Raw genomic sequence first — 25,488 nt, 5'->3', positions numbered from 1 at the left:
GCCGTGAACAATACGAACGTATTGCCGGATCGGGGCCGTCTCGCCGCCCTCGACGTCGTGCGCGGAATCGCCATCGTCGGCACGCTCGCCACCAACGTCTGGGTCTTCTCGCACCCCTGGGGCCTGCTCGGCATGCTCAGTGCGCCGGTGCTGTCGAGCGAATCCTCCGCGGCGGCGACGACGCAGTTGGCCCTCATGGCGTTGGCGCAGGGCAAGTTCCTCGCCCTGCTCTCGCTGACCTTCGGGGTCGGACTCGCGATCCAGCACCGCTCGGCCGTGCGGCAGCAGCGACGGTGGCCCGGGCGCTATCTGTGGCGCGCCGCCCTGCTCTTCGTCGACGGCGTCGTGAACTACATCCTCATCGCCGAGTTCGACGTGCTGATGGGGTACGCCGTCACCGCCGCGGTCGTGTCGTTCCTGCTCCTGACGCGCCCGCGGGCCCAACGAGCCCTCATCGTCGTCTTCGGCGGCATCCACCTCGCGGTCATGTCGCTCCTCGTCCTGGTGCTGACCGTTCTTCCCGGGGCGGATGCCGACCTCCCGCTGCCGTCCGAGCCCAGCCCCTACGCCGACGCATCGTTCCTGGGTCTCGCCGCGTTCCGCCTCGACAACGCGGCGGTCTTCCGCGCCGAACCCGTGCTGATAGGCTTCCTCTCGCTGGCGATGTTCCTCGCCGGCGCCGCACTTCTGCGGGCGGGGGTGTTCGCGGCCGAGGGCGCTCGACTGCGCCGCCGACTCATGATCGTCGGGCTCTGCGCGGCTCCCGTCGACCTCGTCCTCGCGCTGTCGGCGACCTCCGCCGGGCTGCTGCTCGAGCGGTACGTGGTCGCCCCGGTCGTGGCTCTCGGCATCCTGGGGCTCGTGGTCGAGCTCTGCGTGCGTCGGGGCACCGGCGGGTGGTTCGCCCGCCGCGCCACCGAGATCGGCCGGGTCGCGCTCAGCGCCTACCTGCTGCAGAACCTCCTCGGCGGGGCGCTCTTCTACGGCTGGGGCTTCGGGCTCGCGTCCACCCTCGCGCCCTGGCGCGTGCCGGTGACGGTGGCGGCCTTCCTCGTGATCACCGCGGTCGTCGCCGCCGCGGCGCACCTGTGGCTTCGGCGGTTCTCGGCCGGTCCGGTCGAGTGGTTGTGGCGCGCGGCGGCCGACCTCGGCACGCGACCCCGCCGCGGCGGAGCGTCGGCGACGTCGAGCGAGCGCACCGATAGGGTGCCGTCGTGACCCTCTCTCTCCCCGGCCTTCCCGCCCTGCACTGGACCGGCGTCGACGGCGACGCCGAGTACGACGAGACCGCGCGCGCGCTGACCCTGCGGTCGGCCGGTGGCGTCGATTGGACCAACGACTCGGCGGGCGGTGCGGCCCAGCACGGCGCGACGGCGCTCGCCTTCGCCGCACCGGAGACCGACTTCGTCCTCTCGGCGCGTGTGCGCGTGGTCGGCGCGCGTTCGACCTTCGACGCGGGAGCACTCGCGCTCTGGTCCGATCCCGACCGGTGGGCGAAGCTCTGCAACGAGTACTCGCCGCAGGGGGAGGCCATGGTCGTCAGCGTCGTGACCGACGGATTCTCCGACGATGCGAACGGGCCGGTCTTCACGACCGACGCGGTGTGGCTGCGTGTCGCGCGCACCGGCCCGGCCTTCGTCTTCCACTTCTCGCTCGACGGGGTGTCGTGGCACTTCGTGCGGGTGTTCCGCCTGAGTGCCGAGCCGACGGCGGTCGCGGTGGGCTTTCTCGCGCAGGCGCCGATGGGGCCCGGCGCGACGGCGGTGTTCGACGAGATCGCCTTCGCGTCTCGCTCGCTGACCGACCTGCGCGACCTGAGCTGAGCCGCGACCCGCGCGGCGACCCCGCGCCCCGGCACGGATGGCAGACTGACCCGATGGCACGACGTCGAGGTCTCACCATCCGCTCCGTCGCCCGCGGCGGCCTGGCTCTGCTGCTCGTCGGCGCCGGCGTCAGCCACGTGACGTGGGGGCGCCGGGGCTATCGCATCGTCGTGCCGGGGTGGGCCACCCGCCTGCTGCACCTCGACAAGGACGCCATCGTCGTGGCATCCGGGGCCGTCGAAGTGCTGCTCGGCACCGCACTTGTCGCCCTGCCGCGCGAGCGCGGCCGCATCGGAGCCGCGATCGCCGCCTTCTTCGTCGCCGTGTTCCCGGGGAACGTGCACCAGTGGCGCACCGGGCGCTCGGCGCCGGGTCTGAACACCGACCGTGCCCGCTTCGCGCGGCTGTTCCTGCAGGTACCGCTCGTGGCGTGGGCGTGGTGGTCGACGCGGGCTCGGTGACCCCGCGCCGCGTCCGGAGCCTGACTTTGCCGCGGTGACCCCTGCGCTGCACCCAGGGGGTGTCGCCGACGCGGTGGATCCCGCGCGCGGTCTCGCCGCGAGCAAGACCGGCCGCGACTACGCCGCCTCGCCGAGTTCGAGGATGCCGCGCTCGAACGCCGCGCGAGCGAGAACCTTGTAGCCGTGGTCGGCGAAGAACACCGTCAGCCGGTCGTCTTCGATCGCCATGACCGTGCCCACGCCGAACTCGCCGTGTTCGACCGTGGAGTCGATGCGGATGCCGTCGGTGTCGGCCGCGGCGGCCGGTTCGTCGATCGGCGCGGCGGCTCCGGTGTCGCAGCGGTCGCACGATCCGCAGTGGCTCGGGGTCTCGACGCCGAAGTACTCGAGCAGGGCCCGGCGTCGGCAGTGGACCGTCTCGGCATAGCCGCGCATGATCTCGATGCGCGACGCGCGGATGCGTTCCTCGGCCTCGTCGCGCTCACGCACGGCGCTCACCGCGTCGCCGGCCGACACCTTCGCCAGGATCGAGACGCCCTCGGCTCCCGATACGGCCAGATCGCACGCGACCAGGTGGTTCAGCACACGGCCGATGGCGCGCACGGAACGACCGCCCTCGTCGGCGATGTCCTTCGCGCGCATCGGCCTGTCGGCGCGCTGCAGCACGTCCCAGACGCCCGCGATGTCGGCGCGCTTGGTGTGGCCGCCCGCGAAGAACGACCGGAGCGAGAAGTCCTCGGCGCGGTAGTGCAGGATCGCCCGCGCCGGCTGACCGTCGCGCGCCGCCCGGCCGATCTCTTGCGCGTACGAGTCGAGCGACTCGGTGACGTCGGCGTGCACGACCAGGCGCACGTCGCTCTTGTCGACGCCCATGCCGAACGCCGAGGTCGCCACGACCACGTCGAGCTCGCCCGCGCTCCACGCCGTGTGCACCTCGTCGCGCCGCTTCTGCGCCATGGCCCCGTGGTAGGCCGCCGCCCGCAGACCCAGTGCGCCCAGCTCGTCGGCGTAGGTCTCGGTTCCCTTGCGGGTCGCCACGTACAGCAGCGCAGGGCCGCCGGCATCCTGCACGTCAGCGAGGACGGCGCGACGCTTGTCGGCGTCGTGCTCGTGTCGCCGCACGGCCATGTGGATCTCGGGGCGGTCCATGCCCCGCACCTCGAGGTGCGGCTCGCGCATGCGCAGGCTGGCGACGATGTCGTCACGGACGGGGGCGGATGCCGTGGCCGTCAACGCCAGCACGGGAGGGTGGCCGAGTGCGTCGACGACGTCGCCGATCCGCGCGTAGTCGGGGCGGAAGTCGTGCCCCCATGCCGAGACGCAGTGCGCTTCGTCGACGACGATGAGCCGCACGTCGGCGTTCGCGAGGCGGTCGAACACCTCGGGGTTCGCGAGCTGCTCGGGGGCCAGGAAGGCGTAGACCGCGTCGTCGCCCTCGATGGCCGCCCACGCCGTGGCGCGCGCGGCGGCACCGGCACGGGAGTTCAGGGCGACGGCGGCGGGGGCGTCGGGAGCCGCGTCGATGGAGTCGATCTGGTCGCGCTGGAGGGCCAGCAGGGGTGAGATGACGACCGTGACCCCGCCGAGCTCGCACCCGGCGATCTGGTACACGGCCGATTTGCCGGCACCGGTGGGGAAGACCACCAGGGTGTCGCGGCCGCTCACGACCGCGTCGATCGCCTCGGCCTGGCCCGGCAGCAGGTCGTCCCAGCCGAAGACGTCGCGGGCGGTGCGGGCGGACTGTTCGAGGGTGGCGGGAGCGTTCACGGGGCCTCATTCCTGGGGGAGGCGTCCAGCACACCCCGAACCTCCGACATCGAGTCGGGGGTTGCGAGCAGGGACCACATGTGATGAGCGGTGTCGCGGCGCCCGCTCATCAGGGCGGGCGTGCGGGGGCCGGCACGATCGGCCGCGCTCTCGACGAGACCGTGCGCCCCGGCCACCCCCGGGGAACCCGATGCCACGACCGCCCCGCCCGCGCAAGCCGACGGGCGATGTCGGAGGGGGATGCCAGGATGCCGACATGCTCCTCGGCGATATCGACACGGCCCTCACGACGGTCACGGGTACCCGATCCCGCCTGGCCAAGGTCGACGCGCTCGCCGCGGTGCTGCGCGCGCTCACCCCCGACGAGATCGAGCCCGTCGTGGGACTGCTGACCGCGTCTCCGCGCCAGGGTCGCCTGGGTGTCGGGTGGCGCACGCTCTCGGCACGCGGCGGTGAGCACGCCGACACCTCGACGCTCACCGTCGGCGACGTCGACGACGCCTTCTCGCGCCTGGTCGAGGTCGGGGGAGCGGGGTCGGCGGCGGTCCGCACGGGGCTGCTCGACGATCTCGCCTCGCGGGCCACCGCGAACGAGTGGCACCTGCTCATCCGAATCATGACGGGCGAGCTGCGCACCGGAGCGCTCGAGGGCGTGCTCGTGGATGCCATCGCCCGGGCCGGTGACCGCGACGGCGCGCTCGTGCGTCGGGCCGCCATGCTGTCGGGCGACCTCGGCGAGACGGCTCGCGTCGCGCTCACCGGGTCGGTCGACGATCTGAGCGCCGTGGGCCTGGTCGTCGGTCGCGGCGTGCAGCCCATGCTCGCCTCGACCGCGGCGACCGTGGCCGAGGCGCTGCAGACGGCCGGTCGCGCCTCGGTGGAGTACAAGCTCGACGGTGCGCGGGTGCAGGTGCACCGACACGGCGACGAGGTCACGGTCTACACGCGCACGCTCGCCGACGTCACGCACCGCGTGCCCGAGATCGCCGAGGTCGCGCGCGCGCTGCCGGTCGACGACGTGATCCTCGACGGCGAGACGCTGTCGCTCGACGACGACGGTGCCCCGCGCCCGTTCCAAGACACGATGGCACGTTTCGGGGCCGAGACGGCACGCGAGATCGCCCTGCGCCCCTGGTTCTTCGACATCCTGCACGTCGACGGGCGCGACCTGATCGACGACCCCCTCGAGGCCCGCCTCGACGAGCTGGAGCGCGTGGCCGGCGCCTACCGTATCCCCGCCCTGCTGACCGACGACGCCGACGCGGCAGACGCCTTCGCCCGCGCCGCTCTCGACGCGGGGCACGAGGGCGTGATGGTGAAAGGCCTCGACGCGAGCTATTCCGCGGGTCGACGCGGCAAGAGCTGGCTCAAGGTCAAACCCGTGCACACGTTCGACCTGGTCGTGCTGGGCGTCGAACGCGGTTCGGGGCGTCGCGCGGAGTGGTTCTCGAACCTGCACCTGGGGGCGCGCGATCCCGAGGGTCGTTTCGGTGAACCCGGTGGTTTCGTCATGGTCGGCAAGACCTTCAAGGGCCTGACCGACGAGACCCTGCGGTGGCAGACCGCGCACTTCGCCGAGCGCGAGACGGGAGCGGTGCCGGGCGGCATCCGGGTCGTCGCCGATACGGTCGTCGAGATCGCGATCGACGGGGTGCAGCGATCGGTGCGGTATCCGGGCGGCGTGGCGCTGCGCTTCGCCCGGGTGAAGGCATACCGTCCCGACAAGACGGCGGTCGACGCCGACACGATCGACACCCTGCGGGCGATGCTCCCCGCGGGCGGTAGTGCGGGCGCGGGCGCGGGCAGCAGTGGGAGCGCCGCCGACGCGATCGCCGAGTGACGATGCTCGACCCACGATGCTCGGCCGACGGCCGGATGACCGACGAGCCGACCGCCCCGATGACTCCTCCCCGCCGGGGACGACACGACAGCACGACGAAAGGACCCCTCGATGAGTCTGGCCCCCTGGCTCGACGGTGAGCTCGGCTACCGCAGCTTCGGTACTCCCGGAGCTCCGCGCGCGGTGTTCGTGCTGCGCACCGGCGACGTCTCCACGACCGACCCCGACTCGCGGGTGACCTCGGGCTACGACGTGCGCATCATCGCGGTCGGTCTCGACGCCCCCGAATTGGAAGACCCGCCGGTGTTCGGCGGGCAGACCCCCGCCGCGCTCACCGTCGACGCCCTGCGTGAGCTCGTCGAGCGCGAGGCCCCGGGAGTCCCCGTCGGCCTGGTGGGGGAGCGGTCGGCGGGAGCGATCGCGATCTACCTGGCCGCGGCGATGGGTTCCGTCGTCGATCGCCTGGCGATCGTGGGGGTCGAGAGCCCGTCCGACCCGCTCAGCCGCGACCTGCGCACGCCCCTGCTCGACCATCTCGACGCGGAGGCGCTCGTGATCGTCGGCGGCGACGGTCCCGCGGCGACCGGCGATGCCGAGTGGTACGTCGAGCGGATGCGGTCGGCCGAGATGCAGATCGTGCCCGACGACGAGATCGGATCGGTCAACGGCCACGTGACGCTGACGTCGGTCTGGGACCGCGTGCTCGCCCACGTGGCCCCGGGCGCCGAGAGGCGCTGAGGCCTCCGCGCGGGGAGCCCCGGCGTCCGCGCGTCGGGCGCGCCGTCGCCGCGATCCCCGTCGCCGGGATCAGCTCCGCGTGACGGCCTTCACCTGCACGACGTTCGACTCCTCGTCGACCTCGACGTGGGCGGTCTGCGCCTTCAAGAAGTCCGAGAAGCTGCGGAACCCGAGGGCCTTCTCGCTGAACGAGGGGTCGAGACGCTTCATGAGGTCCTTCACCGCCGACGCGTGCAGCCACTCGCCGTCGGCGCGCTCGGCTTCGAGCTGCATGGCGCGCTCGAGCAGGTCGACCGCGGGATCCTTCGAACGACTCCGGGTGCGCGGCCGCGAGGGAGCGGCGTCCTTGTCCTTCTTCGTCTCGGCCAGTTTCGGAATGCCGGGCAGCGAGTCGTAGGCGTCGAAGCGATCGCACGCGGCCGCGAGCGACTTCGCGGTCGACCCCGCCACGCCGACGCCGACGACGTAGCGTCCGAGCCGCTTGCAGCGCTGGGCGAGGGGAACGTAGTCGCTGTCACCGGCGACGATGACGACGTGGGTCAGGTCGGGGAGGCGGAACATGTCCTCCACGGCATCCACCGCGAGACGGATGTCGGCGCCGTTCTTGGCGTACGCCGCGGCGGGGAACAGCTGCACGAGGTCGACCGCGCGCGCGACCAGCTGCGAGCGGTACTCGGCGTTCACGGGCGCCGACCAGTCGGCGTAGGCGCGCGTGAGCACGAGGGTGCCGAACGACGCCGCGTAGTCGATGACCGCGCCCACGTCGATCGTCGCCTTGGTGAGACGCTCGGCGATCTCGGGATCCATGGGGTTCTCGGCGATCTTCTGCCGATCACGCGAGTAGGCGTTGCGCCCGTGCACGCGGTCGTACCAGGACATCACGATGTTGTCGAAGTCGAGGTAGACGGCGACGCGGGCGGTCTGCGTATCGGGCATACCGTCCAGTCTGACCCGTCCCCGCGGTCCATGGGTAGTCGGCACCCCTGCCGGCGTGCCGCCCGCGTGTGCCGCCCCGCGCGTGCGGAGACCGTGAGGCGGGCTCAGCGCTCCCCGGGGTAGACGACGCCGATCTGCCGGCGCACCTCGTCGAGCACGCCCATGATCGCCACGGTCTCATCGATCGGCTGCACGTCGCTCGACGTGGCGCCCGCGGCGATCAGACGCTCGGCCGCGAGGGCCTGATACTGCATGCCGCGTCCCTCGACCTCGCTCGTGAACTGCTCGGCCACCGCGTTGTCGGGCGTGACGACGCGGAACGACGTCGGGGTGTACCAGACCCGATCGATCTCGATGCGGGCCTCGGTGCCGACGATCTGCGCCGAGTTGGTGCCGGCGCCCCGTGACGATGACACGGTGGTCGACACCGCGCCGCCGGCGTGGGCGAACACCGTGGCGACCTCGGCGTCGCTCCCGGCATCCGACAGGCGCGCCAGCGCGGTGATGCGTTCGGGAAGACCGAGCACGTCGACGGCGAACGAGATCGGGTAGATGCCGAGGTCGAGCAGCGCACCGCCGCCGAGCTCGAGCGCGTTGAGGCGGTGCGCGGGGTCGGTGGAGATCTTCTGCGTGTGATCGGCCGACACCACGCGGATCTCGCCGAGTGTTCCCGCGGCGAGGATCTCGCGGATGCGCACCATGTGCGGCAGGTAGCGCGTCCACATCGCCTCCATGGCGAGCAGACCCTTCTCGGCGGCCTTGTCGCGGATGGCGGCGGCTTCGACCTCGTTGAGCGTGAACGGCTTCTCGACCAGCACGTGCTTGCCGTGGTCGAGGGCGAGCAGCGCCGTGTCGACGTGGCCGGGGTGCGGGGTGGCGATGTACACGATGTCGACCGTGGGGTCGGCCACGAGGTCGTCGTACGAGCCGTGCGCGTTCGGGATGCCGTAGGTCTCGGCGAACTCTCGGGCGCTCTCGATGCGGCGTGAGCCGACGGCGGCGACGTGGAGACCGGCGGTACGCAGGTCGGAGGTGAAGGCGTGCGCAATGCCGCCCGTGGCGAGGATGCCCCAGTGCAGTCCGGTCATACCCCCACCGTATCGGCGCGCAACCCTCCGGGGGCCCGCCGGGCCGCACGGCGACAGGAGCGGCCGTCTAGGCTCGTCGCATGACGCCCGTCGAGCGCTTCCGCGAGCTCCTGGCCATCGCGACGGTGTCGCGGTTCGACCCCGCCGACGTCGATGACGAGGCCTTCGCCGCGTTCCACGCCGCACTCGAACGTCTCTACCCGCTCGTCCACACCCGACTCGAGCGCGAGGTCGTCGCGGGGCGGTCGCTGCTCTACCGCTGGGCGGGAACGACCGACGCAGCCCCCCTGGTGCTCCTCGCGCACCAGGACGTCGTCCCCGTCGAGGGGCAGCAGTGGCGGCATCCGCCGTTCTCGGCCGAGATCGTGGGCGAGGGAGCAGACCGCACGATCCACGCCCGGGGGGCGATCGACGACAAGGGCGCCCTCGTCGCCATCTTCGAGGCGGTAGAGCAGGCCCTGGCCGACGGGGTCGTCCCGCGCACCGACATCTGGCTCGCCCTCGGCCACGACGAGGAGACCCGCGGCACGGGGGCGCAGGCGATGGCCGCGCTGCTCGCCGCGCGGGGCGTGCGTCCGGCCCTGGTGCTCGACGAGGGGGGAGCGGTGGTGGAGGGAGCCGTTCCCGGCGTCGCCGCGCCCACCGCCATGATCGGCGTCGCCGAACGGGGAGTCGCGACGTTCGACCTCGTGACGCGCGAGGCCGGCGGACACGCCTCGACACCCCCGGCCATGCCCGCGACGGCCCGTCTCGCCCGGGCCGTCGATCGCCTGCGTCGCCGCCCGTTCCCGCTCCGCCTCGCCCCACCCGTGCGGGCCATGCTCGCGACGGCGGCGGCCCACGCCGCGCCCCCGCTGGGCACGGTGTTCCGGCACGGCCGTGTCACGGCGCCCCTGCTGACGAGGGCGCTGGCGCGGGTGGGCCCCGAGACGAACGCACTCGTGCGCACCACCGCCGTCGTCACGCGTCTCGAGGGAGCGGCGGGCGACAACGTGCTGGCCACGGTCGCCCGCGCCGGGGTCAACGTCCGCCTGCTCACCGGCGACACCCTCGCCGATGTGGCGATGCACCTCCGCCGCGCCGTGGCCGACCCGCTCGTCGACATCGATCTGCGCCACGGCGGGGAACCCTCGCCCGTGTCGCCGTGGCGGGGCGAGGCCTGGCGGCGGCTGTCGGCGACGGTGTCGGCGGCCCTCGGCCACGACGTGGTCGCGCTGCCCTATCTGCAGCTCGGCGCCAGCGACAGCCGCTTCTACACCGGTCTCACCGACGCCGTGTACCGCTTCGCGCCGTTCCACCTCACCCGCGCAGAGCGTGACGCGCTGCACGCTCCCGACGAGCGCATCCGCGTGGACGTGTGGCTCCGCGGCATCCGGTTCTACCGCGCCCTGCTGGAGTCCTGACGCCCCGTGGACGGGGGGAAACCTCGGCCGACGGGGGAGGCGCGCGCGTCGGTTAGTCTCGTGTGACCGGTCACGCAACAGCGCGCGACCCGCGACGAGGCGGACCATGAGCGACACCGACACCCCGGAAGCAACGGGCCGCGCCCCGAGCATCCGTGACGTCGCCCGTCTGGCGGGAGTGTCGTATCAGACGGTCTCGCGTGTCATCAACAACAGCCCGCAGCTGCGACCCGAGACGGCCGCGAAGGTGCGCTCCGCGATCGCCGAGCTGAAGTTCGTGCCGAACCAGGCGGCCCGCGCCCTCGCCACCAGTCGCTCCCGGTTGATCGGCGTCCTCGGCCCGCGCACCACGACGTTCGGCGTCGCGACCATGATCCAGGCCGTGGAGTCGGCCGCGCGCGCGGCCGGATACCGCCTGACGGTGACCAACCTCGCCACCAGCGCGCCCGACGACGTGCGCGCCTCGATCGACCACCTCATGCAGCAGTCGGTGGAGGGGCTCATCGCCGTCGCCCCCCAGACGCGGGTGCTGCCGATCCTCGACGAGCTGCAGCTCCCGGTGCCCGTGCAGATCGTGTCGTCGACGGGCACGACCTCGTCGCACAACCACCAGACCGCCGGCGCGCGGGCGGCAGTGCGTCATCTCATCGAGTTGGGGCACACCCGCATCCTGCACATCGCCGGGCCCCGCGACTGGGTCGAGGCCGATCATCGGATGCGCGGGTACCTCGCTGAGATGGACGCCCACGATCTCTCCCCCCGGCCGCCGGTGCTGGGGGACTGGAGCGCGCAGTTCGGCTTCGAGGCGGGGCTCGAGCTGTTGCGCACCGAGGATGCCACCGCGGTCTTCGCCGGCAACGACCACATGGCCCTGGGGTTCATGCATGCCGTTCGCGCCATAGGTCGCTCGGTGCCCGAGGACATCTCGGTGGTCGGCTTCGACGACGTTCCCGAATCGGCGCACCTGTGGCCGCCGTTGACGACGGTGCGGCAGGACTTCGCCGGCATCGGCACGCGCGCCGTGATCGATCTGCTCACCGCCCTCGGGGTCGACGTGGAGGACATCGCCGCGGGCGAGCCCGATCACCTGCGGTTGATCGTGCGCTCGTCGACGGCTCCGCCGTCGTGGTGACTTTCGTCACGTTTCGGCAACGGCTGGACCGCGAACGCATCGGGACTTGACAGCCACTGCTCAGCGCGAGGTAGCATCACTCACACAATGTGAACGGTCACATGACCGGGTCACACGGCCGACGGGACTCGCTGCGGAGCGGATCCGTCGAGACGAAGACGTTTCGAACGACGCGGGTGACCCGCCTCATCGACCGCCTCCGTTTCGCCCCGCCGACCGTGCGCCCGACGTGCGTCGTCAGCACTGCCCGCGATGGGCTCCTCGGGGGACATCGCGACAAACACCCAACGGAGGGAACCAGAGTGAAGAAGCACAGCATGCTCAAGGCGATCGCAGGAGCGGGCGTCCTCGCGCTCGGCATCGGCCTGGCCGGTTGCGCGGGAGACCGCACCGGCGCCGGCAGCGGCGACTCGGCAGAAGCCGGCGGCATCATCGGCGTCGCCATGCCGACCCAGCAGTCGGAGCGTTGGATCGCCGACGGCAACAACGTCAAGTCGCAGCTCGAAGAGCTCGGCTACCAGGTCGACCTGCAGTACGCGAACGACGACATCCCCACGCAGGTCTCGCAGATCGAGAACATGATCACCTCGGGCGCCAAGGCGCTCATCGTCGCCTCGATCGACGGCACCACGCTCACCGACGTGCTGCAGCAGGCCAAGGACGCCGACATCCCCGTCATCGCGTACGACCGCCTGATCAACGGCACCGAGAACGTCGACTACTACACGACGTTCGACAACTACAAGGTCGGCGTCCAGCAGGCCACGTCGCTCCTGACCGGCCTCGGCGTGCTCGACGCGTCGGGCGCCGAGACCGGCGCCGCCGGCCCGTTCAACGTGGAGCTGTTCGCCGGGAGCCCCGACGACAACAACGCCACGTACTTCTGGAACGGCGCCATGGACACCCTCAAGCCCTACATGGACAAGGGTGTGCTGACGGTTCCCTCCGGCCAGACCGAGTTCGGCCAGGCGGCCATCCTCCGCTGGCTGCCCGAGACGGCGCAGAAGCGCATGGAGAACATCCTCACCGTCATCGGCGGCACCAAGCTCGACGGCGTGCTCTCGCCCTACGACGGCCTGTCGATCGGCATCATCTCGGCCCTCACCTCGGGCGGCTACGCGGCGAACGCGCTGCCGGTCATCACGGGTCAGGACGCCGAGGCCGGCTCGATCAAGTCGATCATCGCCGGTGAGCAGTACTCGACGATCTTCAAGGACACGCGCGAGCTCGCCAAGCAGGCCGTGACCATGGTCGACGACATCCGCAAGGGCGAGACCCCCGAGGTCAACGACGAGAAGACCTACGACAACGGCAAGAAGGTCGTCCCCTCGTACCTCCTCGAGTCGACGATCGTCACGAAGGACAACTACAAGGAACTCCTGATCGACAGCGGTTACTACACCGAGGCCGACCTGGGTTGATCCCCCGGGAGGGTTCCGACCCTCCCACCCCGCCTCCGCCGCGGCCCGACCGGGTCGCGGCGGAGGCTCCTGCGGGTCGGCGCGCAGCGCCCCCGCCCCATCATCCCGACCGGCCACGAGCCGGTTCTGCAAGGAGGACCTCGTGAGCACCATCCTCGAGATGCGCTCGATCACCAAGGAGTTCCCCGGCGTCATCGCGCTCGCCGACGTGTCGTTGACCGTCGCGCGCGGGACGGTTCACGCCATCTGCGGCGAGAACGGCGCCGGCAAATCGACCCTCATGAAGGTGCTCAGCGGTGTGTACCCCGCGGGCGACTACCGCGGCGAGATCGTCTTCGACGGCAACACCGTCGAGTTCAAGGACATCCGCGACAGCGAGGCCGCCGGCATCGTCATCATCCACCAGGAGCTGGCCCTCAGCCCCTACCTGTCCATCGCTGAGAACATCTTCCTCGGCAACGAGATCACGCACCGCGGTCTCATCGACTGGGATGCCACGAACCGCGAGGCCTCGAAGCTCCTCGCCCGTGTGGGTTTGGGCGACAGCCCTGACGTGCCCGTCAACGAGATCGGTGTCGGCAAGCAGCAGCTCGTCGAGATCGCGAAGGCGCTGTCGAAGGACGTCAAGCTCCTCATCCTCGACGAGCCCACCGCCGCGCTCAACGACGACGACTCCGAGCACCTGCTCGACCTGATCCGTCACCTGCGCGGGCAGGGCATCACCTGCATCATCATCAGCCACAAGCTCAACGAGATCCGCGCGATCGCCGACGAGGTCACGATCATCCGCGACGGTCGCACGATCGAGACGTTGGATGTCGCCACCGGCGGCACGAGCGAGGACCGGATCATCCGCGGGATGGTCGGCCGCGAGCTCGAGAACCGCTACCCCGACCGCGACGTCGAGATCGGCGACGAGGTGCTGCGCATCGAGGACTGGAACGTCAGTCACCCGACCGACGCCAACCGCGTCGTCATCCACGAGGCCAACCTGACGGTGCGCGCCGGCGAGGTCGTCGGGATCGCGGGCTTGATGGGCGCCGGTCGCACGGAGCTGGCGATGAGCGTGTTCGGCAAGAGCTTCGGTTCGCGCATCTCGGGCACCGTCTACATCAACGGCAAGAAGGCCGACACCTCGACGGTTCCCGCCGCCATCCGCAGCGGGCTCGCGTACGTCACGGAAGACCGCAAGGGCGCCGGCCTCAACCTCATCGACACCATCAAGCGCAACATCTCGCTCGCCGGGATGCGCAAGCTGGTCAAGGGCGGGTTCGTTGACGGCGACGAGGAGTACCTGGTCGCGAACCGCTACCGCAAGTCGATGAACATCAAGGCGCCCAGCGTCGACGTGGTGGTCGGAAAGCTCTCCGGCGGCAACCAGCAGAAGGTCGTGCTGTCGCAGTGGCTGTTCTCCGACCCCGAGGTGCTCATCCTCGACGAGCCCACCCGCGGCATCGACGTGGGCGCGAAGTACGAGATCTACACGATCATCAACTCCCTCGCGGCGCAGGGGAAGGGGGTGCTCGTCATCTCTTCGGAGCTGCCCGAGCTCCTCGGCATCTGCGACCGCATCTACACCCTCAGCGAAGGCCACATCACCGGCCAGCTGCCCATCGAAGAGGCCACTCCCGAGGCCCTCATGGTGCTCATGACCAAGGAAAAGGAAGCCGACCATGTCAGCGCTTGACAACACCGTGACCCCCCAGGGTCCCGCCACGCCGAAGGGTCCCGTCGGCGGCGGCACCGGCAGCGGTGCCGGCGGCATGCTGCAGTTCTTCACCTCTCGGCTGCGCGAGATCGGCATCTTCATCGCGCTGATCGTCATCGTCCTGCTGTTCCAGGCGTTGACCGGCGGTCGTCTGCTCACCGCGGGCAACGTGTCGAACATCATCGTCCAGAACAGCTACATCCTGATCCTCGCGATCGGCATGGTGATGATCATCATCGCCGGGCACATCGACCTGTCGGTCGGTTCCGTCGCGGCCTTCGTCGGTGCCGTCTCGGGTGTGCTCATCGTGCAGTGGGGCCTGCCCTGGTGGCTCGGCATCCTGCTGTCGCTGCTCCTGGGTGCCGTGGTCGGCATGTGGCAGGGCTTCTGGGTGGCGTATATCGGCATCCCCGCGTTCATCGTGACGTTGGCGGGCATGCTGCTGTTCCGCGGCCTCACGCAGATGACGCTGGGCAACACGCAGATCACGCCCTTCCCGACCGAGTACCGCCAGCTCGGCGGTGGCTACCTCTTCCCCGACCTGTTCCCGGCCGCCAGCTCGCCCGCCGAGTGGATCACCGTCGCCCTCGGCGTGCTGACCCTGGTCATGTTCGTCGTGTCGCAGGTGCGCCAGCGCGCCAAGCGCGCGGCGCTCGAGCTGCAGAACGAGCCGCAGCTGTGGTTCATCCTCAAGATCGTCGGTGGCGGCGCGCTCATCGCCTACCTGACCTACCTGCTGGGCGTCGCTCCCGGCTCGCGCGGGACCCCGATCGTGCTCGTCGTGCTCGCCGTGCTGGTCATCGGCTACTCGACGGTCATGAGCCGGAGCGTCTTCGGTCGCCACATCTACGCGATCGGCGGCAACCGCACCGCGGCGAAGCTGTCGGGCATCAACACCCGTCGCGTCGACTTCATGCTGTTCGTGAACATGGGCGTGCTCGCGGCCCTCGCCGGCATCGTCTTCACGGGTCGCCTGAACTCGGCCGGCCCCGGCGCCGGAAACCTGTTCGAGCTGGATGCCATCGCCGCATCGTTCATCGGTGGCGCCGCCGTCCAGGGTGGTGTCGGCCGCGTGGTCGGCGCGATCGCCGGTGGTCTCGTCATGGGTGTGCTCAACAACGGCATGTCGCTCATGGGTATCTCGACCGACGTGCAGCAGTTCATCAAGGGTCTCGTGCTGCTGCTGGCCGTGGCCTTCGACGTGTGGAACAAGAACCGCACCCGCGGGTGATCCACGCTCGTCCCGAAACGCCCCGTCGCCTCGCGCGACGGGGCGTTTCCCGTGTGTGGGGCAGGATGGAGCGGGTGACCCCCCGCACGCCTCTCCGTGCCGCCGCCGCCCTCATGGCCGTCCTCGCCCTGGCCCTGGCCGGCTGCACGTCCACGACCGCGCGCACCACGGGGACGAGCGACGGTGCCGGGGTGATCGGCATCGCTCTTCCCTCGACCGCCGACGCCGAGTGGATGCGGGCCGGCGACGCCCTGTCCGCGGCTCTGCGCGACCGCGGCTATCGCGTCGACCTGCAGTTCGCGGCCGACGACGCCCGCACGCAGGGCGCGCAGGTGCAGAACATGCGCACGAAGGGTGCGGATGCCGTGATCGTGGCGCCCCTGCCGGGCGACGTCTCCGCGGCGGCGCCCCCGTCCGAGGGGACTGACCCCGTCGTGCTCTTCGGGCGGACCTCCACCGCCTACGCCGTCGCCTTCACCGCGGTCGTCGAGCCGGAGGAGCTGGGTCGCGCGCAGGCCGAGGCTCTGCTCGCGGAGCTGTCCGAGGCGACCCCGGATGCCGGGTCCGACGCCGGGGCGACGATCGAGCCCGACGCCGGCTCCGACCCGGACGAGACCACCGGGCCCGACGCCGGGACGAGCCCCGACGATTCCGCTCCGGTCGTCGCGCCCGCCCGTGTCGCGGTGCTCGCGGCGACGACCGACGACGCGTGGGAACGGCGTCGGTACGACGCTGCCGTGGCGACCCTTGCTCCGGCCGCCGTCGACGGGCATCTCACCCTCGTGGCGGGAGCGACGTGGGACGAGGCGGCGGTCGCCGACGATCCCCTCGACGTCGCCGACGCGGCCGAGGACCGTGCTCGCGCGCTCGGCCGCTCCGACCCGGCCCCCACCGCGCTGCTGGCCCTGGGCGATGCCGTCACACGCGGCGTCGTGACCGCGGTGACCACCGACCCGCCGGCCGACGACGACGCCTCGCCGTCTCCCACCCCCGTTCCCTCGTCGACGGCTGCTCCTGCGCCGGTCCCGCTCGTGGTCGGTTCGGGCGCCGACACCGTCACGGCGCGGGCGCTCCACGACGGCGCGATCGCCGCGACCGTCTTCGCCGACCCGCGGGCCCTGGTACCGGCGACCGTCGATGCGATCGACGCCCTCCTCGCCCGCCGCGCGCCGGAGGCCGGCGTGACGAGCGGGTCGCCCGAGATCCTCCGGACCGACGACGTCGACACCGCCCTGGTCGATACCGGCTGGCTGCGCGCCGACGACCTTTCGGGATAACCCGAACGCGCACGGGGGCTGGCCGGGCGGTGCCCCCGCGGGGCTCACCCCTAGCGTGGAACCCATGACCACGGCATCCGTCCTTCCGCCTCCTCCGCCGGCGCCCTCGGGCACCGACCCCGCCGCGAGCACGACCGCGCCCGCGTCGGCACCCGCGGCCGTCACGGCTGCGCCGACCCCGCCGCGCATCCGCGTCGCCTCTCCCGGCCGGGTGGCCGGTGCCGCCGCGCACCTCGCCGCGCTCGGCCTCATCGGCCCCGCCGTCTTCAGCGCCCTGTTCGGCATGCTGGGCGCCGGTCTCGGACTGCTCGCCGCCCTCTTCGTCGGCGTCATCGTGCTCGTCGCCTTCGTCTACGTCCTCTTCGCCATCGCCTGGTTCGAGCGCGCGCGTCTCGACGGCCTCTACGGCTTCGGGCTGCCGCCGCTGCGTCCGCGGCGGAGCCCCCGCCCCGGATTCGTCGGCGTCCTCGACACGATCTGGCTGCAGGCGAAAGACCCCGGGCAGTGGCGCGCGGTGGCCTCGTTCACCATCGCGACGCTGCTGGGAATCATCACGCTCGCCGTCGCCGGCCTCGCCGCCTGGGGCCTGGCGTTGATGATCAGCCCGATCTTCGGGTGGTCGAACACGCGGCTGCTCGGCTTCGTCCCCCTCGAGGGGGTCGCCGCCCCGCTCGTGGGACTCCTCGTCTTCGTGGCGTCGCTCGCCGCGATCGTCGGCCTGGCGGTGCTGCACGGGGTCATCGCCCGAGCCATCCTCGTCCCCTCCCGCGAGGCACAGCTCGAGGAGCAGGCACGGACGTCCGACACCCGCCGTGCCGGAGCCGTCCGCGCCGCCGAGGTGGAGCGCACGCGCATCGAACGCGACCTGCACGACGGCGTCCAGCCGCGCCTCGTCTCGATCGGCATGACGCTGGGCCTGGCCCAGACCAAGATCGACGACGACCCCGAGGCCGCGAAGGCGCTCGTCGCCGAAGCGCACGCCTCGACCAAGTCGGCCATCACCGAACTGCGCCAGCTCGCCCGCGGCATCCACGCCTCGGTGCTCGACGATCGCGGACTGGATGCCGCCCTCTCGGCGCTCGCCTCGCGCTCGCACATCCCGGTCACCCTCGACGTGCGCCTGTCGCGCCGCTGCAGCCGTCCGGCCGAGGCGGCCGTGTACTTCTCGATCGCCGAGGCGCTGACCAACGCCGCCAAGCACTCCCGGGCGACCGGATGCCGCGTGCACGTACGCCTGCGCGAAGACGGGACCCTGTGGGCCCGGGTCGAGGACGACGGGCTGGGCGGTGCGCGCATCGTCCCCGGCGGGGGCCTGGACGGCATCGTCAACCGCGTCACCGCCGCCGGCGGCACGGCCCGCATCGACAGCCCCCAGGGCGGTCCGACGACGGTGGAGGTGAACGTACCGTGCGCATCCTGATCTGCGAAGACAGCGTGCTGCTGCGCGAGGGGCTCGTGCGCGTGCTCGCCGACGACGGCCACGAGGTGGTCGCCGCCCTCGCCGACGCCGACGGCCTCGAGGCCGCGGTCGCCGAGACCGCACCCGAACTCTGCATCCTCGACGTGCGGCTGCCGCCGACCTGGACCGACGAGGGCATCCGCGCCGCGATCGCGCTGAGGTCGCGGCATCCGGGACTCCCCGTGCTGGTGCTGTCGCAGTACGTCGAGGAGCAGTACGCCAGTGACCTCATCGCCGACGGGCAGGGGGCGCTCGGCTACCTGCTGAAGGATCGGGTCGCCGACGTGCGGGACTTCCTCGACGCGCTCGTCCGCATCGCCGGCGGGGCGACGGTGCTCGACCCCGAGGTCGTGGGGCAGCTGCTGGCGCGGCGTCGCCGCGACGAGCGGTTGCAGAGCCTCACCGAGCGCGAGCGTTCCGTGCTCGCCCTGATCGCCGAGGGACGCTCGAACCAGTCGATCGCGCAGGCGCTGTTCGTCTCGGAGGCCAGCGTCGAGAAGTACATCACCGCCATCTTCACCAAGCTCGGCCTCGAGCAGGGCGAGACGGGCAACCGCCGCGTCATCGCCGCCCTCGTCCACCTGGGCCACGACCACACTGGAGCTACCTCATGACCGTTCAGCCCCCGCTCGATCCCACCCCGCCGGCCCCTCCCCGCCGCCGCGGCACGGCCCTCGCCGTCTCGATCGCGACCATCGTCGTGGGCGGATGCGTGCTCCTCGGCGCGGTCGTCGGCACGGGCGTGTCTGCGGCGGCGACCTTCCGCGACAGCGGCACCGCCGTCGACGCGGGCGAGACCTCGACGAACGGTCTCACCGACCTCGACGTGGAGGTGGCCGGTGGGGCGCTCACCATCGAGTACGGAGACGTCGCCGACGCCCGGCTCGACACGAGTGGGCGCGACTCGAGCGGGTGGACGTTCGAGCGCGACGGCGACACCCTGCGGGTGAGCTCGCCCCGGGCGGGACTCGTCGGATGGGCCGGCGACGCCACCTCGGCCACCCTCACCCTGCCCCGCACGTCGGCGACCACCGATCTCGACGCTCGCATCGACGTGGCCGGCGGCGCGCTCGATCTCGACATCGACCTGGCGTCGCTGACCGTGGAACTGGCCGGAGGCACGGTCGATCTGTCGGGCAGCGCGCGCACCCTCGACGTCTCGGTGGCGGGGGGTGCCGCGTCGACGACGCTCACCGGGGTCGACACCGCGACGTTCGAGGTGGCCGGGGGAAACCTGTCCGCCACCCTCGACGGGGGCGCGCCCGCCCACACCACGGTGAAGGTCACCGCGGGCTCGGCCGACGTCACCCTGCCCGACGACGCGTACGACGTGACGATCGACGGCGGCCTCGGCAACGTCGACAACCGCCTGCGCACCTCACCGTCGGCGACGTCGGTCGTCGACGTCGAGGCCGAGCTGGGACAGGTGTCCCTGACGTCCTGAACCGCGTGAGTCGCCGGTATTCGTCGCCCCGCTCGGCTCGCGGGCGACGAATACCGGCGACTCACGCGCGGGTGCGGGCGGGGCGCGAGGCGGCGATGGCGGCCAGCACGAGGAGGATCCCGGCGATCTGCGCGACCGCGAGCGACTCGCCACCGACCATGACGCCGAGCAGCACCCCGGTCACGGGATTGAGCAGTCCGATCAGTCCCACCGTGCCGGCGGGCAGGTGACGCAGGCCCGTGAAGTAGCAGACGAAGGCGAGCGCGGTCGCGACGACGGCGATGCCCGCGTAGGCCGCGATCCCCGCGGCATCCACCCGGGGCGGTGCGCCTTCGACGGCGCGTCAGGGCCAGTCCGCCCGCGATCAGCTGCCACGAGGTGGTCGCGAGCAGCGGCACCTCGTCGCTCCAGCGCGTGGCCAGGATGCCGCCGAGCGAGAACACCAGCAGCGCGGTGGCCGAGATCACCACCCCGAGCGCCGGCACGACCCCGGTGCTCCAACCCACCACGAGCACGACACCCATGACGCCGAGCAGGGTTCCCGCGGCCCAGCGCAGGGTCGGGCGCTGGCCGAGCAGGGGCCAGGCGAGACCCGCGAGGGTGAGCGGCGAGAGTGCCATCACCGACGAGGCGATCGAGGAGGGCAGCAGCTGCGCGGCGAGGTAGACGAGGACGAAGAACGCGCCGAAGTTGAGCAGCCCCAGCACCGGCGCCTTCCACCACCAGCTGCCGCGCGGCCGGCGGCGGGCGAGGGCCCACAGCAGCAGGCCCGCGGGGAGGGCGCGGAGCGCCGCGCCCCAGAGCGGGGCATCGGCCGGCAGAAGATGTCGCGTGACCACGTAGGTCGCTCCCCAGGCGATGGGGGCGACCGCGGTGACGGCGACGAGACGCCATTTATCTTCCATGGAAGGAACTATAGCTTCCGCGGAAGATATAGTGGGGGCATGGATGCCGACCACGTCGACCGGATCGTCGAGCAATGGGCCGCCGAACGCCCCGACGTCGACGCCTCACCGATGCAGATCTTCGGGCGCCTCAGCCGCATCACCGATCACCTCGAGGCCGAGTTGCTCGGCGTCTTCCGGCGCTTCGGTCTGGGCGAGGGCGAGTTCGACATCCTGGCCGCCCTGCGCCGCGGCGGCGAGCCCTACGCCTGCGCCCCGGGTGAGCTCGCGCGCCACACGATGGTGACCACCGGCGCGGTGACGAAACGCGTCGATCGGCTCGTGGCATCCGGTCTCGTCTCGCGCAGCGCGAGCGACGGCGACGGTCGCGGTCGCGTGGTCTCGCTCACCGCCGAGGGCCGCCGGGTGATCGACGAGGCCGTGGTCGCGCACGCGGCGAACGAGCAGCGCCTGCTCGCGTCGTTGACTCCCGCCCAGCGCCGCGCCCTGGAATCGCTGCTGCGCGAGTGGGGGAGCGCTCTCGGCGTCTGAGCCCCGGCCCTCCGGCGCGCGCGAGGCGCCGCGCCGCGCCGACGGGCCGGACAGGCGCGGACTAGGACTTCAGGGCTTTGGCGATGCGCTGGGGCGACACGGGCTCGGCCGTGCCGAGGCGCTGGGCGAAGAGGCTCACGCGCAGTTCCTCGAGAAGCCAGCGGGTCTGCACGAGGTTCGCCGGCGCGTCCGCCGGGAGGGGCATGGCACCCCCCGCCTCGACGAAGCCGGCGGCGGTCCGCTCGTACTCGGTCATGCGCTGGCGGTCGCGGCCGGGGTTGTCCGACAGGGTCTTCACCCGGTCGAGAGCACCCGCGAGGTAGCGCGGGTAGTGCTGCAGTCGGGGCAGGCCCGCGCGCGAGAGGAACCCCGAGAACAGCAGGCCCTTCAGCTGCCCCCGCACGTCGTTGAGGGCTCCGAGCAGGGTGATGGACGCGGCATCCTTCATCGCCCGCTCCACCTCGCGCTGGCCGAGCAGGATCTTCGCCGCGAGCGAGACCGTCTGGAACGTGCGGTCCACCGACGCCGCCGAGAACGCGTCGCGCACCCGCTCGAAGTCGGCCCGGGTGCGCACCAGGCCCGAGGGGGCCTCGCGCCGCAGGATGTCGTCGGCCAGGGCCACGCGCGCATCCTCGATCAAGGCTTTCGCGTTCTGATACGGGGATGCCGCGAGCGCGAGCTTCTCGTTCGCGGTGAGGTGATCGAGAACGTACGTCGCGGGGGAGGGCACGGCGAGCAGCATCAACCGGCGGATGCCGGCGCGGGTGTTCCGCGCGGCGTCCTCGGGGGTCGCCTCGACGCGGAGCGCCACGCTGTCGCCCTCGTCGACGAGAGCCGGGTAGCCGCGCACGACCCCGCCGGCGACCGGCGTGTCGACGACCTCGGTCAGCTCGTCGAGGTCCCAGGTCGTGAGCTTCGCGCGCGAGGCGAACGCGGGCGAGGCCTCGGCGACGCGCGCTGACGCGCGGGTCGAAGGGCGCGCGATGGTCGACTCGACGCTCGAGCGAGCCTTGTCGGCCAGGCGGCGCTGCAGGGCGCCGAGGTCGCGGTCGCTGCCGATCGCGCGGCCGCGGGTGTCGACCGCGCGGAACGACACCATCAGGTGACCGGGGACGCGCTCGAGCTCGAAGTCGGCGGCGCTCACGCGCTGGTTGGCGACGCGCTGCACGAGCGCGGCGAGCGAGTCGACGAGCGTGGTGCGGGGCAGGCCGTTGGCCTGCTCGGGCCCCTTCTCCGCCAGCTCGGCGCTGAACTTCTCGGCCCAGTCGGCGGCCGGCACGACGTTGCGGCGGATGGTCTTGGGCAGGGCGCGCAGCAGCGCCGTGACGAGCTCGTCGCGCATGCCCGGCACCTGCCAGTCGAAGCCGTCTGGCCGCAGCTGCGCCAGCAACGGCAGGGGGACGACGACCGTCACGCCGTCATCGGGGGCACCGGGTTCGAAACGGTAGGCCAGGTTCAACGTCTGGTCGCCCTGCTGCCACCGGGCGGGGAAGGCCCGGTCATCGCCCTGGGCGCGGTCGCCGGTGAGGTCGGATTCGCGCAGGTCGAGCAGGTGCGGCGTGCGGTTCGAGGCGTCTTTCCACCAGGCCTCGAACGAGCGCACGTCGCTGACGTCGGCGGGGATCCGCGAGTTGTAGAACGCGAAGACCGCTTCGTCGCCGATGAGGATGTCGCGGCGGCGCTCCCGCTCCTCGATCTTCTCGAGCAGGCGGCGTTGTTCCTGGTTGCGGCGCAGGAACGCGGTGAGCCGCTTGTCGAGCACCGAGGGGTCCCACTCGCCCTCGACGAGGGCGTGCCGCACGAACATCTCGCGCGCGAGCGGACGATCGAAGCGCGCGAGCTGCACCCGGCGCCGGCCGACGAGTTCGACCCCGAAGAGCGTCACCTTCTCGTAGGCCGCGGCGGCCCCGGCATCCTTCGACCAGTGCGGCTCGCTCAGCGACCGCTTCACCAGGTCGGGGGCGAGTTCCTCCGCCCACGCCGGGTCGACGGCGGCGACCGTGCGCGCGAACAGCCGCGAGGTCTCGACGAGCTCGGCGGCCATGACCGCAGACGGACGCCGCTTCTTCAGCCCGGAGCCCGGGAAGATCGCGAATCGCGCACCGCGCGCGCCGATGTATTCGCCCTTGGTCGGGCGGGTCTCTCCCGGTGCCTTGCGATCCTTGGCCTGCGCGACGGTGCGCGGATCCAGGATGCCGAGATGCGACAGCAGCCCCGACAGGATGGCGCGGTGGATGGCATCGCCGGCGGCGTGGCCCTCGGGGGCGGAGGCGTCCTGCTGGGGGCCGCGGTACGAACCTCGTCCCGATTCGTGCGAGCCGTGTCCCGAATCATGCGGCCTGGAGGGGTCTGAGACAGCCGAAAGTGGGACATGGTTCCGCCCGCCGCGCCCGCGCCCGCCGTCGCCGGAGCCGCGCCCGCCGTCGTCGGAGCCGCGCTCGCCGCCCAACGATCGCAGCTGCCGGTGCACGTCGACCCACTCGCGCACGCGCACGTAGTTGAGGTGCTCGCTACGGCAGAGGCGTCGGAAGGCGCTGGATCCGAGCTCGGCCTGCTTCTCCTGCAGGTACTCCCACAGGTTCAGCAGCGAGAGGAAGTCGCTGGTGGGGTCGGTGAAACGTGCGTGGAACCGGTCGGCCTCGTCGCGGCGCTCCTCAGGGCGCTCGCGCACGTCTTGGATCGACATGCCCGACACGATCGCCAGCACCTCGGATTGCACGTCGTTGCGGCGCGCCTCGATGAGCATGCGGGCGAAGCGGGGATCGATCGGCAGGCGCGAGATCTCGCGGCCGATCTCGGTCAGACGGGGCGTTCCCGACTCGCCGCGGGCGGGGAGCTTCACCGCGCCGAGCTCGACGAGCAGGTCGAACGCCGCCTTGACTCCGCGCGAATCGGGCGGGGTCAGGAACGGGAAGGCCTGGATGTCGCCGAAACCGAGCGAGAGCATCTGCAGGATGACGGATGCCAGGGAGGTGCGCAGGATCTCGGGTTCGGTGTACTCCGGACGCCGGGTGAAGTCCTCTTCGGAGTACAGGCGGATCGCGATGCCCGGCGAGGTGCGGCCCGCACGGCCCGAGCGCTGCTGCGCCGAGGCCTGCGAGACGGCCTCGATCGGCAGACGCTGGATCTTCGAGCGGTTGCTGTAGCGCGAGATGCGCGCGGTGCCGGTGTCGACGACGTACCGGATGCCGGGAACGGTGAGACTCGTCTCGGCGACGTTCGTGGCCAGGATGACGCGGCGGCGCACACCGGCGACGCTCGAACGCTCGAACACGCGGTGCTGTTCGGCGGCGGAGAGGCGTCCGTACAGCGGCAGCACCTCGGTGGGCGCGGCGTCGTTCCGGTACGCCCCGCGGATGGCATCCGCCGCATCGCGGATCTCGGCCTCGCCGGGGAAGAAGACGAGCACATCGCCCGACGACTCCCGGTCGAGTTCGCGCAGAGCCGCCACCACGGCTCCGACCTCGTCGACGTCGTCGTCGTCGCGCCCGGGTTTGGCGGCGGGCCGGGCCGAACTCCTGACTTTCTGCGGGCCGGACGCCTGGCGGCGGCGGGATGACGCGGCGTCCGTGCCGTCGGCATCCCCATCCTCAGGAGTTTCGCCCGCACCCTCGACGATCTCGGCCCCACCGGCCGGTCGATAGCGGATCTCGACCGGATACGTGCGGCCCGACACCTCGATCACCGGCGCGAGAACCGGATCGCCGCCGGGCTCGGCCGGGGGAGCGGCGAAGTGGCGCGCGAAGCTCTCGGGGTCGATGGTGGCCGAGGTGACGATGACCTTGAGGTCGGGGCGCTTCGGCAGGATGCGGCGCAGGTACCCGAGCAGGAAGTCGATGTTCAGGGAGCGCTCGTGGGCCTCGTCGACGATGATCGTGTCGTAGCGGCGCAGCAGGCGGTCGCGGTGGATCTCGTTGAGCAGGATGCCGTCGGTGACCAGCGCGACGCGCGTGTCGGCCGACACCTTGTCGGTGAAGCGCACCTTGTACCCGACGGTGGAGCCCAGCGGTACCTGCATTTCTTCGGCGATGCGCTCGGCGATCGTGCGCGCGGCGATGCGGCGGGGCTGCGTGTGCGCGATCGAGGTGCGCCCGAGCTCGAGGCAGATCTTGGGCAGCTGCGTGGTCTTGCCCGAGCCCGTCGCCCCGGCCACGATCACGACCTGGTGGTCGCGGATGGCGCGCGCGATCTCGTCCCGCGCGGCGCTGACGGGCAGCTCGGGCGGGTAGACGATGACGGGTTCGACAGACACAGCCTTCGAGCCTATCGCGGTGTCCGCCGTCGGGTGCCGTGCGCGCCCCCCGATGCGGGTGGAGCGCCGAGA

The 25,488-nt window shown here is 71.8% G+C and carries 21 protein-coding genes and 1 pseudogene; 15 read left to right on the top strand and 7 right to left on the bottom strand.

The genetic code is table 11. The features are described 5' to 3' along the window. Window positions 1–3: 3 nt before the first annotated feature. From IFU19_RS11275 to IFU19_RS11265, 3 genes are read left to right on the top strand one after another with little or no spacing between them, the layout of a single operon-like run. On the top strand, window positions 4–1,218 hold the full coding sequence (locus IFU19_RS11275) for a DUF418 domain-containing protein (RefSeq protein WP_342343408.1): 1,215 nt from the start codon (window positions 4–6) through the stop codon (window positions 1,216–1,218). Continuing rightward, the gene (locus IFU19_RS11270; RefSeq protein WP_192013869.1) at window positions 1,215–1,823 is read left to right on the top strand and encodes a DUF1349 domain-containing protein; all 609 of its coding nucleotides are present in this window, start codon (window positions 1,215–1,217) and stop codon (window positions 1,821–1,823) included. Before IFU19_RS11275 ends, IFU19_RS11270 begins: the two co-directional genes overlap by 4 nt. A gap of 53 nt (window positions 1,824–1,876) precedes the next feature. Continuing rightward, window positions 1,877–2,284, top strand: a complete 408-nt coding sequence (locus IFU19_RS11265; RefSeq protein ID WP_055839799.1) for a DoxX family protein — start codon at window positions 1,877–1,879, stop codon at window positions 2,282–2,284. 117 nt (window positions 2,285–2,401) lie between these two features. Here the strand turns inward: IFU19_RS11265 and IFU19_RS17060 are convergent, their stop codons facing one another. Beyond that, window positions 2,402–4,051: a RecQ family ATP-dependent DNA helicase gene (locus IFU19_RS17060; protein WP_192013867.1), complete on the bottom strand. Its 1,650-nt coding sequence runs from the start codon at window positions 4,049–4,051 to the stop codon at window positions 2,402–2,404. 256 nt (window positions 4,052–4,307) lie between these two features. Between IFU19_RS17060 and IFU19_RS11255 the strand changes: the two genes are divergently transcribed. Together IFU19_RS11255 and IFU19_RS11250 are read left to right on the top strand one after the other, a co-directional pair. After that, window positions 4,308–5,891: an ATP-dependent DNA ligase gene (locus tag IFU19_RS11255; protein WP_192013865.1), complete on the top strand. Its 1,584-nt coding sequence runs from the start codon at window positions 4,308–4,310 to the stop codon at window positions 5,889–5,891. Window positions 5,892–6,002: 111 nt separating this feature from the next. Next, window positions 6,003–6,629 carry a hypothetical protein gene (locus tag IFU19_RS11250; RefSeq protein WP_192013863.1) on the top strand — a complete coding sequence of 209 codons (627 nt, stop codon included), beginning with the start codon at window positions 6,003–6,005 and terminating at the stop codon, window positions 6,627–6,629. A gap of 69 nt (window positions 6,630–6,698) precedes the next feature. Here the strand turns inward: IFU19_RS11250 and IFU19_RS11245 are convergent, their stop codons facing one another. Both IFU19_RS11245 and IFU19_RS11240 read right to left on the bottom strand, forming a co-directional pair. Beyond that, a complete protein-coding gene (locus IFU19_RS11245) occupies window positions 6,699–7,565 on the bottom strand; it encodes an NYN domain-containing protein (protein ID WP_055839786.1) in 867 nt (288 codons plus the stop codon). A gap of 104 nt (window positions 7,566–7,669) precedes the next feature. After that, complete coding sequence (locus IFU19_RS11240; protein ID WP_055839783.1) at window positions 7,670–8,653, bottom strand: Gfo/Idh/MocA family protein; 984 nt, start codon at window positions 8,651–8,653, stop codon at window positions 7,670–7,672. Window positions 8,654–8,733: 80 nt separating this feature from the next. On the opposite strand from IFU19_RS11240, the gene IFU19_RS11235 reads away from it, so the two are divergent. From IFU19_RS11235 to IFU19_RS11195, 9 genes are all read left to right on the top strand, one after another. Then, window positions 8,734–10,056, top strand: a complete 1,323-nt coding sequence (locus IFU19_RS11235; RefSeq protein ID WP_192013861.1) for a M20/M25/M40 family metallo-hydrolase — start codon at window positions 8,734–8,736, stop codon at window positions 10,054–10,056. Window positions 10,057–10,162: 106 nt separating this feature from the next. Further along, window positions 10,163–11,188, top strand: a complete 1,026-nt coding sequence (locus IFU19_RS11230) for a LacI family DNA-binding transcriptional regulator (RefSeq protein ID WP_055839778.1) — start codon at window positions 10,163–10,165, stop codon at window positions 11,186–11,188. A gap of 317 nt (window positions 11,189–11,505) precedes the next feature. Continuing rightward, a complete protein-coding gene (chvE, locus tag IFU19_RS11225) occupies window positions 11,506–12,609 on the top strand; it encodes a multiple monosaccharide ABC transporter substrate-binding protein (protein ID WP_055839925.1) in 1,104 nt (367 codons plus the stop codon). 160 nt (window positions 12,610–12,769) lie between these two features. Then, a complete protein-coding gene (gene mmsA / locus IFU19_RS11220) occupies window positions 12,770–14,296 on the top strand; it encodes a multiple monosaccharide ABC transporter ATP-binding protein (RefSeq protein WP_055839923.1) in 1,527 nt (508 codons plus the stop codon). Between the two features lie 76 nt (window positions 14,297–14,372). Continuing rightward, complete coding sequence (mmsB, locus tag IFU19_RS11215) at window positions 14,373–15,548, top strand: multiple monosaccharide ABC transporter permease (protein WP_055839920.1); 1,176 nt, start codon at window positions 14,373–14,375, stop codon at window positions 15,546–15,548. Window positions 15,549–15,622: 74 nt separating this feature from the next. Then, complete coding sequence (locus IFU19_RS11210) at window positions 15,623–16,825, top strand: substrate-binding domain-containing protein (protein WP_192013859.1); 1,203 nt, start codon at window positions 15,623–15,625, stop codon at window positions 16,823–16,825. Window positions 16,826–16,889: 64 nt separating this feature from the next. Beyond that, on the top strand, window positions 16,890–18,245 hold the full coding sequence (locus IFU19_RS11205) for a sensor histidine kinase (RefSeq protein ID WP_055839772.1): 1,356 nt from the start codon (window positions 16,890–16,892) through the stop codon (window positions 18,243–18,245). Then, window positions 18,233–18,898, top strand: a complete 666-nt coding sequence (locus tag IFU19_RS11200; RefSeq protein WP_191915701.1) for a LuxR C-terminal-related transcriptional regulator — start codon at window positions 18,233–18,235, stop codon at window positions 18,896–18,898. Before IFU19_RS11205 ends, IFU19_RS11200 begins: the two co-directional genes overlap by 13 nt. After that, window positions 18,895–19,728, top strand: coding sequence for a DUF2807 domain-containing protein (locus tag IFU19_RS11195; RefSeq protein ID WP_192013857.1), 834 nt, complete (start codon window positions 18,895–18,897; stop codon window positions 19,726–19,728). Before IFU19_RS11200 ends, IFU19_RS11195 begins: the two co-directional genes overlap by 4 nt. 61 nt (window positions 19,729–19,789) lie before the next feature. Here IFU19_RS11195 and IFU19_RS16675 read toward each other — a convergent pair whose 3' ends face one another. The 3 genes and pseudogenes from IFU19_RS16675 to IFU19_RS16670 all read right to left on the bottom strand — a co-directional run. Then, window positions 19,790–20,044, bottom strand: a complete 255-nt coding sequence (locus tag IFU19_RS16675; protein WP_342343407.1) for an EamA family transporter — start codon at window positions 20,042–20,044, stop codon at window positions 19,790–19,792. Further along, window positions 19,930–20,448: a DNA/RNA-binding winged helix domain-containing protein gene (locus tag IFU19_RS17150; protein ID WP_441004777.1), complete on the bottom strand. Its 519-nt coding sequence runs from the start codon at window positions 20,446–20,448 to the stop codon at window positions 19,930–19,932. Before IFU19_RS17150 ends, IFU19_RS16675 begins: the two co-directional genes overlap by 115 nt. A 71-nt stretch (window positions 20,449–20,519) precedes the next feature. Then, window positions 20,520–20,633: pseudogene (locus IFU19_RS16670) on the bottom strand (EamA family transporter); the annotation flags it as partial. 39 nt (window positions 20,634–20,672) lie between these two features. Here IFU19_RS16670 and IFU19_RS11185 point away from each other — a divergent pair. Beyond that, on the top strand, window positions 20,673–21,164 hold the full coding sequence (locus IFU19_RS11185; RefSeq protein WP_070409626.1) for a MarR family winged helix-turn-helix transcriptional regulator: 492 nt from the start codon (window positions 20,673–20,675) through the stop codon (window positions 21,162–21,164). 61 nt (window positions 21,165–21,225) lie between these two features. On the opposite strand, the gene IFU19_RS11180 is transcribed toward IFU19_RS11185, so the two are convergent. Then, a complete protein-coding gene (locus tag IFU19_RS11180; protein WP_192013854.1) occupies window positions 21,226–25,416 on the bottom strand; it encodes a DUF3418 domain-containing protein in 4,191 nt (1,396 codons plus the stop codon). Window positions 25,417–25,488 lie beyond the last annotated feature (72 nt).

The organism is Microbacterium sp. CFBP 8794 (assembly GCF_014841235.1).
In the GTDB taxonomy this organism is placed as follows: domain Bacteria; phylum Actinomycetota; class Actinomycetes; order Actinomycetales; family Microbacteriaceae; genus Microbacterium.
The sequence above is the reverse complement of the archived record's forward strand: the minus strand, read 5'-3'. Positions and strand labels throughout refer to the sequence as shown.

Coding starts and splice junctions, on each gene's coding strand:
- IFU19_RS11265 (WP_055839799.1), top strand. CDS start 1,877: ATGGCACGACGTCGAGGTCTCACCATCCGCTCCGTCGCCCGCGGCGGC.
- IFU19_RS11255 (WP_192013865.1), top strand. CDS start 4,308: ATGCTCCTCGGCGATATCGACACGGCCCTCACGACGGTCACGGGTACC.
- IFU19_RS11250 (WP_192013863.1), top strand. CDS start 6,003: ATGAGTCTGGCCCCCTGGCTCGACGGTGAGCTCGGCTACCGCAGCTTC.
- IFU19_RS11245 (WP_055839786.1), bottom strand. CDS start 7,565: ATGCCCGATACGCAGACCGCCCGCGTCGCCGTCTACCTCGACTTCGAC.
- IFU19_RS11240 (WP_055839783.1), bottom strand. CDS start 8,653: ATGACCGGACTGCACTGGGGCATCCTCGCCACGGGCGGCATTGCGCAC.
- IFU19_RS11235 (WP_192013861.1), top strand. CDS start 8,734: ATGACGCCCGTCGAGCGCTTCCGCGAGCTCCTGGCCATCGCGACGGTG.
- IFU19_RS11230 (WP_055839778.1), top strand. CDS start 10,163: ATGAGCGACACCGACACCCCGGAAGCAACGGGCCGCGCCCCGAGCATC.
- chvE (WP_055839925.1), top strand. CDS start 11,506: ATGCTCAAGGCGATCGCAGGAGCGGGCGTCCTCGCGCTCGGCATCGGC.
- mmsA (WP_055839923.1), top strand. CDS start 12,770: ATGCGCTCGATCACCAAGGAGTTCCCCGGCGTCATCGCGCTCGCCGAC.
- mmsB (WP_055839920.1), top strand. CDS start 14,373: ATGCTGCAGTTCTTCACCTCTCGGCTGCGCGAGATCGGCATCTTCATC.
- IFU19_RS11205 (WP_055839772.1), top strand. CDS start 16,890: ATGACCACGGCATCCGTCCTTCCGCCTCCTCCGCCGGCGCCCTCGGGC.
- IFU19_RS11195 (WP_192013857.1), top strand. CDS start 18,895: ATGACCGTTCAGCCCCCGCTCGATCCCACCCCGCCGGCCCCTCCCCGC.
- IFU19_RS11185 (WP_070409626.1), top strand. CDS start 20,673: ATGGATGCCGACCACGTCGACCGGATCGTCGAGCAATGGGCCGCCGAA.